Below are 15922 nucleotides of genomic sequence, written 5' to 3'. Positions count from 1 at the left end.
GGTTGGTCCTACAGTTCGCCGTGGCCGACGCGAGCGCCGGCAGGTTGGTCGCAAAGCCTCTGGCCCATCGTCACGAAGGGCGCCACCAGCCGGATGCGCTCCTCGATGCTGGCTACCGGGCGGAAAAGGTCGCGATACGCCATATTGCCGACCGAAAGCGTCATCGGTTCGGTCGTCACGATGACGTAGCGCCGCTCGAATTTTTCGCCTTCCTCGAGATCGGCTGGCCGGTTCTCCATAAAGGTGACCACTCTCTGACCGGCGCTCCAGGCGCAGGCGAGTACACCCTCGTCGACGGAAAACGGCCAATCCGCTTCATTGCCGGCGCGGCTGATGGGCTGCAGGCGCACCTCCTCTGGCGTGGGGATATGGAACAGGCCTTGCTCGCCGGCGAGCATCAGCGGCATGGCGACGGCCATCTCGGTCATCATCAGTGCGCCACCGCCGCCGCCGCCGCCTCGTCGATGAGGCGGCCGGTGCGGAAGCGCTCGATGGTGAAGGGCGCGTTGATCGGGTGCGGATCGTCCCTGGCGATCGTATGGGCAAAGACATGGCCCGAACCCGGCGTCGCCTTGAAGCCGCCTGTGCCCCAGCCGCAATTGACATAGAGGCCGGGCACCGGCGTCTTGGCCAGGATCGGCGAACGGTCCGGCGTCACATCGACGATGCCGCCCCATGAGCGCAGCATCTTCATGCGCGTGAAGATCGGGAACATCTCGCAGATGGCGTCCAGCGTATGCTGCAAAATGTGCAGCCCGCCGGTCTGCGAATAGGAGACATACTGGTCGGTGCCGGCGCCGATGACGAGCTCGCCCTTGTCGGATTGCGAGATATAGGCATGCACGGTGTTCGACATCACCACGCAAGGCACCACCGGCTTGACCGGCTCCGACACCAGCGCCTGCAGCGGATAGCTTTCCAGCGGCATGCGCACGCCGGCCATGTTCATGATCACCGATGAGTGCCCGGCGGCAACCACGCCGACCTTCCTGGCGCCGATGAAGCCGCGCGTCGTCTCGACGCCGGTGACCGCGCCGTTCGGCGCCCGTTTGACGCCGGTGACCTCGCAATTCTGGATGATGTGGACGCCGCGCGCCGAGGCGCCGCGCGCATAGCCCCAGGCAACCGCATCGTGACGCGCCGTGCCGCCGCGGCGCTGCAGGGAGGCGCCCATCACCGGATAGCGCGCACCGGGCGAAATGTTGAGCGGCGGGCAGAATTCCTTGGCCTGCTCCGGCGTCAGCCATTCATTGTCGATGCCGTTCAGCCGGTTGGCATGGACGTGGCGTTTCAGCACCTGGATGTCGTGGATGTTGTGGGCGAGCATCATGACGCCGCGCGGCGAATACATGACGTTGTAGTTGAGCTCCTGGCTGAGCCCGTCCCACAGCTTCAGCGCATGGTCGTAGATGCCGGCGCTCTCGTCGTAGAGATAGTTCGAGCGGATGATGGTGGTGTTGCGCCCGGTATTGCCGCCGCCGAGCCAGCCTTTTTCCAATACCGCAACATTGGTGATGCCGTGCACGGTGGCGAGATAATAGGCGGTGGCCAGGCCGTGGCCGCCGGCGCCGACGATGATGACGTCGTACTCCTTCTTCGGCTCCGGCGAGGACCACTGTTCCTCCCAACCCTTATGGCCGCGCATGGCCTCGCGGGCGATGGCGAATACCGAGTATTTCTTCAACGTCGCAGGCCTCGCAAATGGCGGCCGGGCAGATCAGCCAGCCCCGGCGCGCGAGCTTGTATCACTAGCGAAACCGTGCTGCCAGCCTTGCACTGTTTGCGACGGCGCTTGCCGTTTTGCGCCGTGGCGAAAAAGCCGCATCCGGGCAGGTTGATGCAATTGCCTTCCACCGCTATCCGTCGCCTGACGATCGGAGGATTATGGCGGTGGGTAACGTCTGGTGGAATCTGACATTGCGCTTCTTGCTGGAGCTCGCCGCTTTGCTCGGCCTCGGCATGGCGGGCTGGAGCCTCTCAGCGGGCATGTGGCGCTGGATCCTTGCCGTGGCATTGCCGTTCGTTGCCGCCGCGCTCTGGGGAATCTTCGCGGTGCCGAACGATCCGAGCCGCTCGGGGCGGGCGCCGGTTCCGGTGCCGGGCGGTTTGCGGCTGGTGCTCGAACTCGTCATCCTGTTCGGCGGCGCTGCCGGATTCCACCTGGCCGGTTACACGACAGCCGGCATTGCCGTCGCCCTGCTGATCGCTGTCAGCTACGCATTTTCGCTCGATCGGCTCGGCTGGCTGCTTAGGCGATAGTCGCCTTGCCCCTGTTTGCGACGGCGCTTGCCGTTTTGCGCCGTGCTTTCACTGGTCGCTCTTCTGAGCTTCGCCTTTTGAGGGGTCAGCCGGAGCACGCTTCAGGATGCACGGCCCGATTGCATAGATCGGCCGCAAATAACCCTCACGGCAATCGGCGGCGATTTTACGAATTTCCGCATCGTCTGACTGCTCCACCATGGCCACGAAGCGCTCGACGATCACCTGGCGCGGCCTAATAGCCACTGCCGCAGCAAAGCGCCTCAACACGGCATCCGGATGCGCGAGCAACCGTGGCAGGTCCTTGGCGCTCGGCATGTTATATTGACCATAAGCATTGACCAGTGTCTTGAAAGCCGAGTCCGGACGCAGGGTAGCGGCATTTTCCACCGCAAGCCTTAGCTGCCAGCGCTCCGCAAGGCAGATGAACTGGACGACCCTCCACCGCACACCGGCATGTTCGTCATCCAGCCGCAGCATGAGGCGACCGAGAACGGCTCCATCGGCCGGCGTCGTGCATCCCAGAAGCGCCTCGATCGCGTCGAACCGGATACCCGAAGATTCACTGTCGAGCAGATCGGCGATCTCCGCGACGACGCAATTCATCTTGTAACTCATTTTGGAATTGGCTTCGGCCACCAAGTACGCGGCAGCGGCCTGTGTATGAAGGTTGCCGGACGTCAGCAGCGGCCGGAGGTTTTCAAGGGGAAAGCCTTTGCCAAATTCCGATTGAAGGGCGATCGTCAACTCGCTGTCGCCCTCGAAGCCGGGGGCCAACAACTTGATCATTATGTCTTGGGGGGTCATTGGAATGGGTGGCGCGTCCACCCGCAAGGTTGAATGGTGACTTGGTAGCCCTCTGCCCCTCCGGCGTCAAGAAATCTTCGCAGATGCCTGCGCAAGTATCGGGTGGTCCGCACCGCCCCGATTTGCGACCAAGCATCCAATTGCCGGCCGGAGCCGGCGCGAAAAAAGAATGCAGAAAATGTTCACACTTGCCAACAAAGTCGCCATCGTCACCGGCGCCAGTTCCGGCATCGGCCGCGCCACGGCAAAGCTCTTTGCCGAGCAAGGCGCCAGGGTGGTCGTCGCGGCCCGCCGCCAGGCCGAACTCGATGCGCTCGTAGCCGAAATCGCGGACGCCGGCGGTACGGCCGTTGCGCTTGCCGGCGATGTTCGCGACGAAGCCCATGCAAAAGCCCTTGTCGAGGTGGCGGTCGAGAACTTCGGCGGGCTGGATATCGCCTTCAACAATGCCGGTTCGGTCGGCGAGATGGGTCCGATTTCCGACCTCTCGCTGGAGGGCTGGCGAGAAACGTTGGATACCAACCTGACCAGCGCATTCCTTGGCGCGAAATATCAGGTGCCGGCGATGGTCGAACGCGGCGGCGGATCGCTGATCTTCACCTGCACTTTCGTCGGCCACACCGTCGGCATGCCCGGCATGACCAGCTATGCCGCCAGCAAGGCCGGGTTGATCGGACTGACGCAGGTTCTAGCCGCCGAATATGGCGCCAAGGGCGTTCGGGTCAACGCGCTGCTGCCCGGCGGCACCGACACGCCTTCGGCAACGTTCAAGACACCGGAATCGCGAGCCTTCGTCGAAAACCTGCATGCCTTGAAGCGCGTCGCCGAGCCAGAGGAGATCGCCCGCTCGGCGCTTTACCTGGCTTCCGATGCATCGAGCTTCACCACCGGCACGGCACTGTTCGCCGACGGCGGTGTCTCGATCACCCGCACGTGAAGCGTTTTCGCGGTCGGCGTCGGCCCGCCAGCCGCAATACCGGAAAAACCGGTCTTGCTTTTCCCGGCGATTTGACGATTCCGTCTTCTCCTCGAAAACGGGTTGGAAACATGCTGCTGATCAGGACCTATATCGCTGCAAGCGCAATCGAAGGCGTCGGCGTGTTCGCCGCCGAGCCGATCCGGAAAGGGGCGCAGATCTGGCGGCTCGATCCGGACTTCGACCGGCTGATCCCGATGGAAAGATACGAGACGGCGCCGCCGCACCTCAAGGAATTGCTCGACAGATATGCCTATCCCAGTCCGGACCGGCCGGGCTTCATGGTCTATGAGGTCGACAATGGCCGCTTCATGAACCACGCCGACAAGCCGAACACCGACTTTTCGCAATATGGCGGGGCCACCGCGACTCGAGACATCGCCGCCGGCGAGGAAATAACCTGCGACTACGGCGAGTTCTTCGAGGGTTTCGAGCAGCTCCACCTGGCCACGGCGTAGCGGCGCCTATCTGGCCCAAGGCGAATTTTGTTCTTGCTTTGTGCCGGCAGCTATGCTACTAATCTCCATATGGTGCTGATTCACACCAAGGACGGCCCTGAGGCGGGTTGTTCGTTTCGGGATCGGCACCGCCTCTCAATCGGCTGTGGACAGAGCCCCTTGATTCTGCTATCAGCCGCCCCAATTCGTGGTGTAACGCGCCGCGGAGGCTTGCGGCTGTAGCCGCTTGCCTGTTGATTTCAAACCCGAAAGACAGGATTGCACGTGCAGGTACTCGTCCGCGACAACAATGTTGATCAGGCGCTTCGCGCGCTCAAGAAAAAGATGCAGCGCGAAGGCATCTTCCGCGAAATGAAGATGCGCGGACATTACGAAAAGCCCTCCGAGAAGCGCGCCCGTGAAAAGGCGGAAGCCGTGCGCCGTGCCCGCAAGCTGGCCCGCAAGCGCGCCCAGCGCGAAGGCCTGCTGCCGATGACCCCGCGTCCGGTCGCGGCCGGTGCTGCCGGTGCCGGTGCTCCGCGTCCGCCGCGGTTCTGACGTCAATTTTTCGTCCTTTTCCAAGGATATCCAAGGTGGCGCGATGCGGAATCGCCGCCACCTTTTTGTTGTGAGTTCGACCCGGTCCGAGAGGACCGGTTGGGAGAGATGCCGGTTCGGAGGGGGAACGGACCAGACGGCGCAGTAAGGACAGGGCAGACATGGACGCAATCACCGTAGAGCGCAGAACCGCGTGGCGCGGCCTCGCCCTGACGGCAGCCCTGCTTTCCGGGATGGCGCTTGCCAGCTGCCAGAGCGTTCCGACCGGCGAGTTCAACAACATCGACAAGGCGCAAGGCTCGAGCGAGAACATCTCCTCGCTGTCGGCGGTGATCCAGCGCAACCCCCAGGATCCGGAAGCCTACAATGTGCGCGGCTCGGCCTATGGCCGCGGCGGCCAGTACCAGGCGGCGCTGAAGGACTTCAACACCGCCATCCAGCTCAATCCGAATTTTTACCAGGCCTATTCGAACCGTGCGCTCATCCAGCGCTTCCTCGGCGATCAGGCGAGCGCGCTCGCCGACTACAATCGCTCGATCCAGATCAATTCCAACTATGACGCCGCCTATATCGGCCGCGGCAATCTCTACCGCAGGGCGGGCCGGGTCCAGGAAGCCTTCAACGATTTCCAGAAAGCCATCCAGCTCGACACGACCGATGCGCGCGCCTATCACAATCGCGGCCTGATCTACCAGAGCCAGGGCCAGCACGCCTTTGCCATCGAGGATTTCTCGACCGCCATTTCGTTGGCGCCGGACGCCTCCGAGCCCTACAATGGACGCGGCCTCTCCTACCTTGCCATGAACGACGAGGACAATGCCTTCGCCGACTTCAACATGGCGATCAAGCTCGACGGCAAGAATGCCGAGGCCTGGTCCAACCAGGCGTTGATCTACGAGCGGCGCGGCGACAAGGTCAGGGCCGCGAAATCCTACCGCGAGGCCGTGCACCTCAATCCGACCTACCAGCCGGCCAAGGACGGCCTGGCCCGCACCAGTGCCGGCTGAGCGGCCGGTTAATCGGGCCTCCGTTTCCGCACTCCGACAACCCTGCGTTTAGCTTCGCCTTGCTGGCGCCAAGTTTTCGGCGGAACGCTCGGCGTGCTCAGCCGTTTGTACAAGGCAATTTCGAAAGGACCCTGCCATGATCAAGAAACTCGCTTGTGCCGCTGTTCTCGCCACGACCGTCGTTGCCGCTCCCGCCAGCGCCAGCAAACTCCAGCTCGGCGTGCTCGACTGCACCATCGACGGCGGCACGGCCTATCTCGTCACCTCCAACAAGGGTGTTTCCTGTGTCTTTCGTCCGCATCGTGGCGGCCCCTCCGAAGTCTATACCGGGGTGATTTCCAAGCTCGGCGTCGATGTCGGCCGGACGCATCAGGGCCAGCTGGTATGGGCGGTCCTGGCGGCGACCCGCAACCACGATGAAGGCGACCTTGCCGGCAGCTATTATGGCGTGAACGCCGAGGCCAGCGTGGTCACCGGTGGCGGCGCCAATCTCCTGGTCGGCGGCCTCGACAGCGCCTTTTCGCTGCAGCCGCTCAGTGTCCAGGCACAGACCGGCGTCAACCTGGCGGTCGCCGTCACTTCGCTGGACCTGATCCATTCGTTCAAATAGCGGCCTGTGGCAAATACGGCCCGTGGCCTTTCATCATGCGCCGGGATAGGACGGTTCCGCGCCGCGTAGTCGCCGGCGCGTGGCAGCCTTTTGATTGGGCGCCTTGCGGCTTCGAAATTGACCGATGATCGCGCGGTGGCGCCAAACTCATTCTGCGCGCAGCGCTTCGATCGGCTGTAGGCTTGCGGCCTTGCGGGCGGGATAGTAGCCGAAAAAGACGCCTACAGCCGCGGCAAAGCCGATAGCCAGCAGGACGGCGCTGAGATCGATGATCACCGGCCATTGAGCGATAGACCCAACGGCGATTGCAGCAACAATCCCAATACCAGCACCTAGAATACCCCCGAGCAGGGCAAGCGTTGCTGCCTCAACGAGAAACTGGGCAAGGATATCTCGCCGTCGCGCGCCCACCGCAAGCCGCAGTCCGATCTCGCGGACCCGCTCCGTCACCGTCGCCAGCATGATGTTCATGATGCCGATCCCGCCCACGACCAGCGAAATTGAGGCCACCGCCGAAAGCAGCAGCGACACCACGCGTGTGGTCGAACCTTCGGCATTCGCAGCTTCGGCGAGGTTGCTCACCATGAAGCTGTCTTCCTGACCTGTCCGCAACCGGTGACGCTGCCACAGGAGTTGGCGGATCGCTGCCATCGTGCCCTCGGCCGAGGTCCAATCGGCGAACTTGACGGTGATGTTGTGTACGAAGGTCGGATTGGCACGGCTCGTGCCAATGAACTGACGTCGCGCCGTCCTCAGCGGCACAAGTGCCACATCGTCCTGATCATCGCCCCACACGCTCTGGCCCTTCCGCTCCAGCAGTCCGATCACCGTGAACGGCACGTCGCGGATGCGGATCGCGGCGCCCAGCGGATCGGCTTTTCCGAACAACTTCTCCCGCATCGTCGTTCCGAGGAGCACCACGTTGGCGACGCGGTTGTTGTCCTCCGGGGTCATCTCCTGCCCGGCAACAACCCTCCACTCGCGCGCTGAGAAATATTCCGGCGTCACGCCGCGAAGCACGCCTTGCCAATTGGCGGAGCCGATCGTGAACTGCTCGCGGGCGTAGAGGAGTGGCGCCGCCACCACGACGCCGGGGATTTCCATTCCGATCGCCGCCGCGTCCTCTTCACTCAGCCGCGGCGCGCCACCGGCCCCAAGGCGGACGCTGCCCATCTTCGCACTGCCCGGACTGACGCTGATGAGGTTGGCGCCGAGGCTGCGGATCTGCGCAGTGATCCGTTCGCGCGCACCAACCCCGATCGCGATCATCACCACGACAGCGGCCACACCGATGATGATGCCCAACATGGTGAGCGCGCTGCGCATATGATGGGAGCGTAATGATCGCAGGGCGGTTCTTGTGCTACCGGACATTGTTGTACGCCAGCGCTAGACGGCGAGTGTCATCCAAAGGTCGGACCTGCTGTATGACAGGGGTGTCTGACAGAACGCGGCCGTCTCGAAAGGCTACAATGCGATCCGTATGGGCAGCTATCTCAGCCTCATGGGTGACCAGCACAATGGTCAGGCCCTCTCCATTGAGTCGGCGGAAAATTGCCATGATCTCCAGCCCTGTCTGGCTGTCGAGCGCACCAGTGGGTTCATCGGCCAGTAAAAGTAAAGGCTCCGTCACCAGGGCGCGGGCAATGGCAACGCGCTGCTGTTGTCCGCCCGAGAGTTCGGCAGGAGTATGTCTGGCCCGATCGGCGAGCCCTACCTTGGCCAGCATCGCCAGCGCTGCGCGCCGCCGCTCACCAGCCCACATGCGGCGATAGACAAGCGGCAGTTCCACATTTTCTAGTGCGCTGGCCCGCGGCAGCAGATTGAACGACTGAAACACGAAACCGATGTTCCTATTGCGGATCGCAGCGAGTTCATCGTGATGGAGTCCACCGACGTTTACCCCGTTCAGCCGATAGCGGCCTTCACTCGGACTGTCGAGGCAGCCCAGTATGTTCATGAAGGTAGACTTGCCCGATCCTGAAGATCCGATCACCGCGACGAATTCGCCTCGTTGAATCGTCATGCTCACCCCTTCGAGCGCCCACACCGGCTCTCCGCCAACACGGTAGCAATGGCGCAGCCGGTCGACGTCAATCAGAGCCATGAATACCTCACCACAACCGGAACTTGACCAGGACGGAAGACGCGTCATCGTCCCGACGCGGAGCAGTAGCAAGCCCCGTAATGACCTGCTGCCCCTCAGTCAGGTCGCCTGCCAGCACCTCTGTTGCACGACCGTCGGTGATTCCAAGCCGGAGCGAGACAAGCTTCGGCTCGCGGTCTGGCCCAAATACAAATACCTCGCCCGGGCTTCCCGCCTCTACGCCCGTTTTGGCAATGGCCGGCGCGGTTGATCGCGCCTCGTCCCCGGTATCACTCGGCGGCCGAAAACGCAGGGCCGCATTGGGCACTTTCAAGACCCCCTGTCGCTTGGCCATTACCACGCTCAGATTGGCGGTCATGCCGGGCAACAGCAGCTCATCGGAATTTTGCGTACCGACCACCACTATGTATGTGACGACGTTTTGAACGACCTGCGGTGCCTTGCGTATCTGTTTTACCGTGCCGGTGAAAATTCGGTCGGGATAGGCATCGGCAGTGAAAGTAACCGGCTGCCCGAGCGCAAAACGGCTAATGTCGGCTTCCACCACGGAAGCTTCCACCTGCATCTCAGTCAGGTCTTGAGCTATGGTGAACAGTATCGGGGTCTGCAGGCTAGCCGCCAGGGTCTGACCGCCACTGACGGCGCGATTGACCACTGTGCCGGTGACCGGCGCGCGTACATAGGTGCGGTCAAGATCAATTTGGGCCTGCTGAAGCACCGCTTCCTTCTGCTTCACCTGGGCAAGCGTGTTGGCGAGCTCCGCTTCTGCCATGTTGAGGGTCGCCTTGGCGGCTCGAACGACTGCCGATTGCGACAGTTCCTCGGCCTGGGCGGCAGTCGCCTGCGCCTTGGCAGAATTGTGCGCGGTATTCTCCCGCTCCCATTCTCCCACCGCGATGATCTTCTGCTTAGCCAGGGAACGTTTGCGGTTCACTTCCTGCGCCGCACCATCGAGCGCGATTTCGGCGCGTGTAGTCTGTGCGGCTGCAGAATCATATCTGGCCTCGGCGGTCTCCATCTCTGCCCTGGCCCGCTCGATCTGCGCCCGATGTACCGAAACCTGCGTTTGCGCCATCTCCCGTTCGGCAAGGGCTTGCGCTACTCTCGCTTCGTAAATCTCCGGCTCAACCCGGGCTATCACCTGGCCTTTGGTGACCTTGGAGTTGAAGTCGACATAGAGTTCCTTCACCCGACCCGAGAGCTGAGAACCGACTTCCACCATAACTAGCGCGTTCAGCGTGCCAGCCGCCTGCACCGTTGTGACGATATCGCCGCGCTCCACGGCTTGCGAGCGATAGGCGGGGGTATCGGGCCGGATGGAGGACGGCTCGAGGAGAGCTGAGAGCTGATTGAAGGCCGACAAAACCTGGCCGGAAGTCACCGATGGTGTCGGTCCCATGGAACTCCCGGGCGTTACCGCCGCGCCGAGGATTACCGTAACGAACAAAACGCTGCGCATCATGTTCTGACCACCTCTGAGCCGGAAGGGAAAGGTAGTCCCTTCCAGCTCTTTAATCTGCACTTGGCAGTGCCGCAGAGGAATTCTACGAACCTATAGAATAAACCCGTCAACAGCCAAATACATAGATGTTTATTCGAAAATTTCGGATATTACTACTTGCAGTGGCCGGGATTACCCTCGCAGGCCGTCTCGGTCTTGTTGCCAATGTTGCCTTGGCCTTCAGCCGTATCCTGCGTTGCCGTGCCGAACGCATTGCCATTCACATCCTTCGTGGTCTCATTGCACACGCAGTCCGGAACCGACCCCGTCTTTGTACAGGAGGCCACGCCAGCGGTGCCGCAGAAGTCCGTGCACTGTGTCTGCGATACGCCGGGACAGGTCTGCGCTAGCGCTCCGCCTGTTCCAAGCAACAGTGCCCCACCCATGAAAGCCGCAGCCGCGGCCACCTTTAAACCACTACATCTACATCCAATAATCATGTTTTCCTCCGATTTTGCCAGAGCTAGAGGGTGCTGCGCAGGCCATCTCTGGCACTGGTCGGCAGCATGAGGGCGCAACAAAGCCCTCGATTCGGTTCGATCGATTATGCTGTGGGGGATGCGGAAGTTATGAGGCCGCCAGCAACGGCTTTAAGCCGCCGGGCCTCCCAAGACTCTTTCGGGTGACAAGACTCTTTCGGATGAAGGGCCCTCTGCGGCGCACAGAATCGCCGCAATACTTGGCCTGCGCAAATCGGCAGCGCCCATTGTCGTGCTCCAGTACGACTGTAAGCGGGAATATTTCTTCTTGCTAATATATTAACCATATTTGCGGAAGCTGGCAACCAGTATCTGGGATATGCGTCGGTTGAGGTGCTGCTAAATCGATTGGTAGAACGGCGTGAACATCGCAATCGGCGTCAGCCAGTATCAGTTGCGCCGCAGAGCGGGTTGATCGTGGAGCCGAGATGCACGATCACCCTGGCTTCCGGCCTACATCATCATCTCAGCACACCGGAAACCGCTTGAACTCAACTGCGGTTGAGGTTTTACAAGCCGTCCCCGAAGCGCCGCGTGCCCATTTGGAGACGAAGAGCGCTCCAATATTTTAGACCAGCGTCTAGGGAAGCTCGGGGGGCTGGATGACCAAAACAAGCACAAACGGGGTCGATTGGCGCGCGCTGTGGGCGAGCGGCGACCTGGCGCGCTTCTGCTTTATCGGCCTCGGCATCCTGCTGCACGCCACCAACGAAACCATGGTAGCAACGGTCATGCCGGCCATGGTCGGCGACCTCGCCGGCGTGCAACTGGTCGGCTGGTCGCTGGCGATCTACGAGTTCGGCGCCATCGTTGCCGGTGCGGCCGCCGGACGGCTGGTGAGCTATGTCGCGCTGCGTACCAACATGATGGTCGCCGCAATGCTCTATGCCGTCGGCGCGCTGGTCTGCGCCACCGCGCCTTCGATGCCGCTGTTCCTCTGCGGCCGCCTGATCGAAGGGCTCGGTGGCGGCGCGCTGGTGTCGCTGGCCTTCGTCTCGGTCGAGCGGCTGTTTGCCCGCGCGATCTGGCCGCAGCTTTTCGGCGTCATGTCGGCGATCTGGGGTGTCGCCGCCTTCAGCGGGCCGGTGCTCGGCGCCGTCATGACCGAATTCTCGTCCTGGCGCTGGGCCTTCGGCGTCTTCACCCTCGGCGGCACGGCCATGGCGCTGGCAAGCTTCCTCGTGCTCGATACGCCTGAAGCAACGAGGCCGCAGGCGAAGGGCGGCTCGGCGCCGCCCTTCCCCTTTGCGGCACTTGGCTGCCTCGCCGGCAGCGTCGTGCTGATTGCCACTGCCGGCGTCGACATCGCCCTGCTGCGCTCGTCGCTGCTGCTCACCCTCGGCCTGATCGGCCTGGCGCTGTTTATCTATATCGACGCACTGAAGCCGCGCTCGCGCCTGTTCCCGTCGCGGCTGTTCTCATGGCGCTCGCCGGTCGGCGCGGGCATGACCATGGTCGCGGCGTTTTCGGTGGCGACCTGCTCGTTCGCGGTCTACGGGCCGCTGCTTCTGACCAGCCTGCAAGGCATTCCGATCCTGACCACCGGCTACATCATCGCCGCCGAATCGATCGCCTGGTCGATCCTGTCGATCCTCGTCGCCAATGCGCCGCCAGAGCGAGAGCGGCTGATCATCGTCGGCGGGGCGCTGATGATCGCCACGGGCGTCGCCGGTTTCGCCTATACGGTGCCGGCCGGCTCTATCCCGTTGATCCTGCTTTGTGCCTTGCTGCAAGGCGGCGGTTTCGGCATCGCCTGGCCGTTCGTCACGCGTGTGATCGTGGCATCGGCCAAGGAAGGCGAGCAGACGATCGCCTCGGCCGCTGTGCCGACCATGCAGCGCATCGGTTATGCCGTGGGTGCGGCACTGACCGGCATCGTCGCCAACGCCAGCGGCTTTTCCGAAGGCCTGAACCGCGAGGCCGCGGCGAACGTCGCCGCCTGGCTGTTCCTCGCCTTCATACCGCTCGGCATCCTGGGATGCCTCGCCGCCCTGCGGATTTCGGGGACGACCGACACGAAGCCGGCGAAGCTGTCAATCTCCGTGGGGGAGATTGACTAGACAACGACCGTCTTCAGCCGGTCGGCGATTAGTGCCGCGAGCCGCGTCGCCACCTCGTCCTTGCTCATCTCCGGCCATTCCTCGACGCCGGCCTTCGAGACGATTCGCACCTTGTTGCGGTCGCCGCCCATCACGCCCGGGGAACCATCTTCATGCGAGACATCATTGGCGACGATAAGATCGGCGCCCTTTTTTGCGAGCTTGGCCTCGGCATTCCTGACCAGATCCTGCGTCTCCGCGGCGAAACCGACCACCAGCATCGGCCGCTTTTTGTGGTGCCCGACACCGGCAAGAATATCGGGATTTTCCACCATCTGCAGCGAGGGCGGCCCCTCGCCCGCCATCTTCTTGATCTTTTCCCCGGCCGAACTTTGAGTGCGCCAGTCGGCGACAGCCGCGACGAACACCGCCGCGTCGGCCGGCAGCAACTGCTCGACCGCGTCCTTCATCTCGACGGCGGTTTCGACGTGCAGCGTGGCGACGCCGGCCGGATCGGCAATGCCGACCGGGCCGGAGACGAGACGCACGTCGGCGCCGAGCCTGGCCAGCGCCGCCGCGATGGCGTGGCCCTGCTTGCCCGACGAGCGGTTGGCGATGTAGCGCACCGGGTCGATCGGTTCATGCGTCGGTCCGGAAGTGACGATGATCCTCCTGCCTGCCAGCGGCTTTGGCCGGCTGTCGAGCAGCGCCTCGATCGCGGTGACGATCTTCAGCGGCTCGGCCATGCGGCCCTCGCCCACCTCGTTGCTTTCGGCCATCTCGCCTTTCGCCGGGCCGACGAATGCGACGCCGTCCTTGCCCAGCATCGCGCGGTTGCGGCGGACCGCCGGATGCGCCCACATTTTCGGGTTCATCGCCGGCGCCATCAAAACCTCCTTGTCGGTGGCGATGAGCACCGTCGAGGCAAGGTCGTTGGCGTGGCCGTTGGCGAGCTTTGCCATCAGGTCGGCGGTGGCCGGCGCCACGACCAAAAGGTCGGCCTCGCGCGACAGCCTGATATGGCCGATGTCGTGCTCGTCCTGCCGATCGAACAGTTCGGTGAAAACATGGTCGGCGGACAGCGCCCCGGCCGACAGCGTAGTGACGAACTCCTGCGCCGCCGCGGTCATCACCACCCGCACTGCCGCACCGCGCTCGCGCAGCCGGCGGATCAGGTCGAGCGCCTTGTAGGCGGCGATGCCGCCGCCGATGATCAGCAGGATGCGCTTGCCGGAGAGGATGCCTCGCGGGCTGGAGACGGCGACCACCGACGTTGCCGGACTCTGCGAACTCGTCAGTTCGCGCAGTGTTTTCTCGATCTGGTCGATGCGACCGGCCGAACCGAACTGACCTTCGACCGCTGCGCGGATCATCACCCGCGCTTGGTCTTCCATCGACCGGCCATTCTCCGCCGCCAGTCGGCGCAGCAGGTCCTTGACCTCGTCATCAAGGTTGCGGATCGTGATGCTGGCCATCTGATTGCACCTTGCCCGGAATTGCTGAGTGCAATGATAGCAATGCAATCACTTTGCAACAAGCGCTAGAATATACGCCAGGCGATATACACCAGCGTCAGCGCGATCACCCACAGCGCCAGCCGGCCGGAGCGGGTGTGGCGCGCCTCGGCTTTGCCGATCGCGTCCGCCGTCCCCTCGTCGAAGCGCAGGCCGTTTTCGGCCATCAAGTCGATTTCGCGCGACAGCCGCTCGGTACGGGCTGCGAGGTCCGGCGCCTGACGGGCCAGCGCCAGCAGCGCGTTGGCACCGTCGCGCGCATCGGCCAGCAGGGCGCGCGGGCCGAGATTGCGGGCAATCCAGCCGCTCACCACCGGCTCCGACGTCTTCCACATGTTGAAGGCCGGGTCGAGGGTGCGGGCGACGCCTTCGACAACGACCATGGTCTTCTGCAGCAGCACCAGCTCGGACCGCGTCGCCATGTCGAAGAGGTCGGTCACCTCGAACAGCAGCGTCAACAGCTTGGCCATCGAGATGGTCTCGGCCGGCTGGCCGTGGATCGGTTCGCCGATCGCCCGGATCGCCTGGGCGAAAGCCGCGACATTGTGCTGGCGCGGCACGTAGCCGGCCTCGAAATGAACTTCGGCGACGCGCTGGTAATCGCGCGTGATGAAGCCGTAGAGGATTTCGGCGAGGAACCGGCGCTCCTTCCTGCCGAGCCGGCCGGCAATGCCGAGATCGACGGCGACGATGGTGCCGTCGGCCTCTATAAACAGGTTGCCCGGGTGCATGTCGGCGTGGAAGAAACCGTCACGCAGCGTATGGCGCAGAAACGACTGAACGAGGTTGGCGGCAATCGCCTTCAGGTCGTGGCCGGCGGCGGCAAGGCCGGCAACATCGTTCATCTTGATGCCGTCGACCCATTCCATGGTCAGCACGTCACGACCGGTGCGCTCCCAGTCGACCGACGGCACACGGAAGCCGGGATCGTCCTTGGTATTCTCGCCGAGCTCCGAAAAAGCCGCCGCCTCCAGCCTCAAATCCATTTCGATTTTGGTCGTCTGGGCCAGTGTCTCGGTCACCTCGACCGGCCGCAGCCGGCGCGACGACGGGATGTATTTTTCCTGCAGCCGGGCGGCGAGGAAATAGCTCTCGAGATCGCGAAAGAAGCGGCGGCGCACGCCCGGCCGGATGACCTTTACTGCTACCCGGGTAATGACGCCGTCCTGCAGGGCTTCGGCGGTATGAACCTGGGCGATCGAGGCGGCGGCGACGGCCTCGCCGAAACTGACATAGAGCTCCTCGATCTTGCGTCCGAGCGAGGCTTCTATCGCTGCAACGGCCTCGGCCTTCGCAAACGTCTCCATCTTGTCCTGCAGCATGGCGAGATCAAGCGCGATATCGTTTCCGACGACATCCGGCCGTGTCGCCAGGAACTGGCCGAGCTTGACGTAGGACGGGCCGAGCCGCACGACCGCCTTGGCCAGCCTGTCGCCGCGCTCATAGGCAAGCGCGCGACGGCGGGTGAACAGCCGGGCCATGCGCCAGCCGAATTTCGGCAAGCCGAAGAGCTCGTCACCGGGCAAAGCCGCGATGACACCCTCGCGGACCAGCACCCAGCCGGCCCGTACGAGCCTGAAACCAGCGCCGATGCTGCTCATGGCTGGCTTTGCCCCGCCGATTTCCGA

Annotated in this window: 15 protein-coding genes; 7 read left to right on the top strand and 8 right to left on the bottom strand. The window is 63.2% G+C overall.

The window, feature by feature from the left end:
* Positions 1-8: 8 nt before the first annotated feature.
* Positions 9-431, bottom strand: a complete 423-nt coding sequence (locus NKI17_RS10835; protein WP_023675337.1) for a hypothetical protein — start codon at positions 429-431, stop codon at positions 9-11.
* On the bottom strand, positions 431-1684 hold the full coding sequence (locus tag NKI17_RS10830) for a sarcosine oxidase subunit beta (protein WP_352568178.1): 1254 nt from the start codon (positions 1682-1684) through the stop codon (positions 431-433). Before NKI17_RS10830 ends, NKI17_RS10835 begins: the two co-directional genes overlap by 1 nt.
* A gap of 200 nt (positions 1685-1884) precedes the next feature.
* Here NKI17_RS10830 and NKI17_RS10825 point away from each other — a divergent pair, with 200 nt between their 5' ends.
* Positions 1885-2259: a YrdB family protein gene (locus NKI17_RS10825; protein ID WP_352568179.1), complete on the top strand. Its 375-nt coding sequence runs from the start codon at positions 1885-1887 to the stop codon at positions 2257-2259.
* 48 nt (positions 2260-2307) lie between these two features.
* Here NKI17_RS10825 and NKI17_RS10820 read toward each other — a convergent pair whose 3' ends face one another.
* Positions 2308-3048: a hypothetical protein gene (locus NKI17_RS10820; RefSeq protein WP_352644111.1), complete on the bottom strand. Its 741-nt coding sequence runs from the start codon at positions 3046-3048 to the stop codon at positions 2308-2310.
* A 196-nt stretch (positions 3049-3244) separates the two neighbouring features.
* Between NKI17_RS10820 and NKI17_RS10815 the strand changes: the two genes are divergently transcribed.
* The 5 genes from NKI17_RS10815 (at position 3245) to NKI17_RS10795 (ending at position 6654) form a co-directional block, all read left to right on the top strand.
* Positions 3245-4003, top strand: a complete 759-nt coding sequence (locus NKI17_RS10815; RefSeq protein WP_352644249.1) for an SDR family oxidoreductase — start codon at positions 3245-3247, stop codon at positions 4001-4003.
* Positions 4004-4113: 110 nt separating this feature from the next.
* The gene (locus tag NKI17_RS10810; protein ID WP_352454023.1) at positions 4114-4500 is read left to right on the top strand and encodes an SET domain-containing protein; all 387 of its coding nucleotides are present in this window, start codon (positions 4114-4116) and stop codon (positions 4498-4500) included.
* A 264-nt stretch (positions 4501-4764) separates the two neighbouring features.
* Entirely contained in the window at positions 4765-5037 is a 273-nt protein-coding gene (rpsU, locus tag NKI17_RS10805; RefSeq protein WP_023675331.1) for a 30S ribosomal protein S21, read from the top strand.
* A 161-nt stretch (positions 5038-5198) separates the two neighbouring features.
* Positions 5199-6044: a tetratricopeptide repeat protein gene (locus NKI17_RS10800; protein WP_352469482.1), complete on the top strand. Its 846-nt coding sequence runs from the start codon at positions 5199-5201 to the stop codon at positions 6042-6044.
* A gap of 136 nt (positions 6045-6180) precedes the next feature.
* On the top strand, positions 6181-6654 hold the full coding sequence (locus tag NKI17_RS10795) for a DUF992 domain-containing protein (protein WP_352469481.1): 474 nt from the start codon (positions 6181-6183) through the stop codon (positions 6652-6654).
* Positions 6655-6801: 147 nt separating this feature from the next.
* Here the strand turns inward: NKI17_RS10795 and NKI17_RS10790 are convergent, their stop codons facing one another.
* The 3 genes from NKI17_RS10790 to NKI17_RS10780 are packed head-to-tail and all read right to left on the bottom strand — an operon-like array spanning position 6802 to position 10223.
* The gene (locus NKI17_RS10790) at positions 6802-7980 is read right to left on the bottom strand and encodes an ABC transporter permease (protein WP_352568181.1); all 1179 of its coding nucleotides are present in this window, start codon (positions 7978-7980) and stop codon (positions 6802-6804) included.
* Between the two features lie 37 nt (positions 7981-8017).
* Positions 8018-8761: an ABC transporter ATP-binding protein gene (locus tag NKI17_RS10785; RefSeq protein ID WP_352568182.1), complete on the bottom strand. Its 744-nt coding sequence runs from the start codon at positions 8759-8761 to the stop codon at positions 8018-8020.
* A 7-nt stretch (positions 8762-8768) separates the two neighbouring features.
* Positions 8769-10223, bottom strand: coding sequence for an efflux RND transporter periplasmic adaptor subunit (locus tag NKI17_RS10780; RefSeq protein ID WP_352568183.1), 1455 nt, complete (start codon positions 10221-10223; stop codon positions 8769-8771).
* A 1120-nt stretch (positions 10224-11343) separates the two neighbouring features.
* Here NKI17_RS10780 and NKI17_RS10775 point away from each other — a divergent pair.
* On the top strand, positions 11344-12801 hold the full coding sequence (locus tag NKI17_RS10775; protein WP_352633708.1) for an MFS transporter: 1458 nt from the start codon (positions 11344-11346) through the stop codon (positions 12799-12801).
* On the opposite strand, the gene coaBC is transcribed toward NKI17_RS10775, so the two are convergent.
* Together coaBC and ubiB are read right to left on the bottom strand one after the other, a co-directional pair.
* Positions 12798-14255 carry a bifunctional phosphopantothenoylcysteine decarboxylase/phosphopantothenate--cysteine ligase CoaBC gene (gene coaBC, locus NKI17_RS10770; protein ID WP_352568184.1) on the bottom strand — a complete coding sequence of 486 codons (1458 nt, stop codon included), beginning with the start codon at positions 14253-14255 and terminating at the stop codon, positions 12798-12800. The genes NKI17_RS10775 and coaBC overlap by 4 nt on opposite strands.
* Before the next feature lie 65 nt (positions 14256-14320).
* The gene (gene ubiB, locus NKI17_RS10765) at positions 14321-15895 is read right to left on the bottom strand and encodes a 2-polyprenylphenol 6-hydroxylase (protein ID WP_352568185.1); all 1575 of its coding nucleotides are present in this window, start codon (positions 15893-15895) and stop codon (positions 14321-14323) included.
* Positions 15896-15922 lie beyond the last annotated feature (27 nt).

It is taken from the genome of Mesorhizobium sp. M0816 (assembly GCF_040320005.1).
Taxonomy (GTDB): Bacteria; Pseudomonadota; Alphaproteobacteria; order Rhizobiales; family Rhizobiaceae; genus Mesorhizobium.
The sequence above is the reverse complement of the archived record's forward strand: the minus strand, read 5'-3'. Positions and strand labels throughout refer to the sequence as shown.

Coding starts and splice junctions, on each gene's coding strand:
- NKI17_RS10835 (WP_023675337.1), bottom strand. CDS start 431: ATGATGACCGAGATGGCCGTCGCCATGCCGCTGATGCTCGCCGGCGAG.
- NKI17_RS10825 (WP_352568179.1), top strand. CDS start 1,885: ATGGCGGTGGGTAACGTCTGGTGGAATCTGACATTGCGCTTCTTGCTG.
- NKI17_RS10820 (WP_352644111.1), bottom strand. CDS start 3,048: ATGATCAAGTTGTTGGCCCCCGGCTTCGAGGGCGACAGCGAGTTGACG.
- NKI17_RS10815 (WP_352644249.1), top strand. CDS start 3,245: ATGTTCACACTTGCCAACAAAGTCGCCATCGTCACCGGCGCCAGTTCC.
- NKI17_RS10810 (WP_352454023.1), top strand. CDS start 4,114: ATGCTGCTGATCAGGACCTATATCGCTGCAAGCGCAATCGAAGGCGTC.
- NKI17_RS10800 (WP_352469482.1), top strand. CDS start 5,199: ATGGACGCAATCACCGTAGAGCGCAGAACCGCGTGGCGCGGCCTCGCC.
- NKI17_RS10795 (WP_352469481.1), top strand. CDS start 6,181: ATGATCAAGAAACTCGCTTGTGCCGCTGTTCTCGCCACGACCGTCGTT.
- NKI17_RS10790 (WP_352568181.1), bottom strand. CDS start 7,980: ATGCGCAGCGCGCTCACCATGTTGGGCATCATCATCGGTGTGGCCGCT.
- NKI17_RS10785 (WP_352568182.1), bottom strand. CDS start 8,761: ATGGCTCTGATTGACGTCGACCGGCTGCGCCATTGCTACCGTGTTGGC.
- NKI17_RS10780 (WP_352568183.1), bottom strand. CDS start 10,223: ATGATGCGCAGCGTTTTGTTCGTTACGGTAATCCTCGGCGCGGCGGTA.
- NKI17_RS10775 (WP_352633708.1), top strand. CDS start 11,344: ATGACCAAAACAAGCACAAACGGGGTCGATTGGCGCGCGCTGTGGGCG.
- coaBC (WP_352568184.1), bottom strand. CDS start 14,255: ATGGCCAGCATCACGATCCGCAACCTTGATGACGAGGTCAAGGACCTG.
- ubiB (WP_352568185.1), bottom strand. CDS start 15,895: ATGAGCAGCATCGGCGCTGGTTTCAGGCTCGTACGGGCCGGCTGGGTG.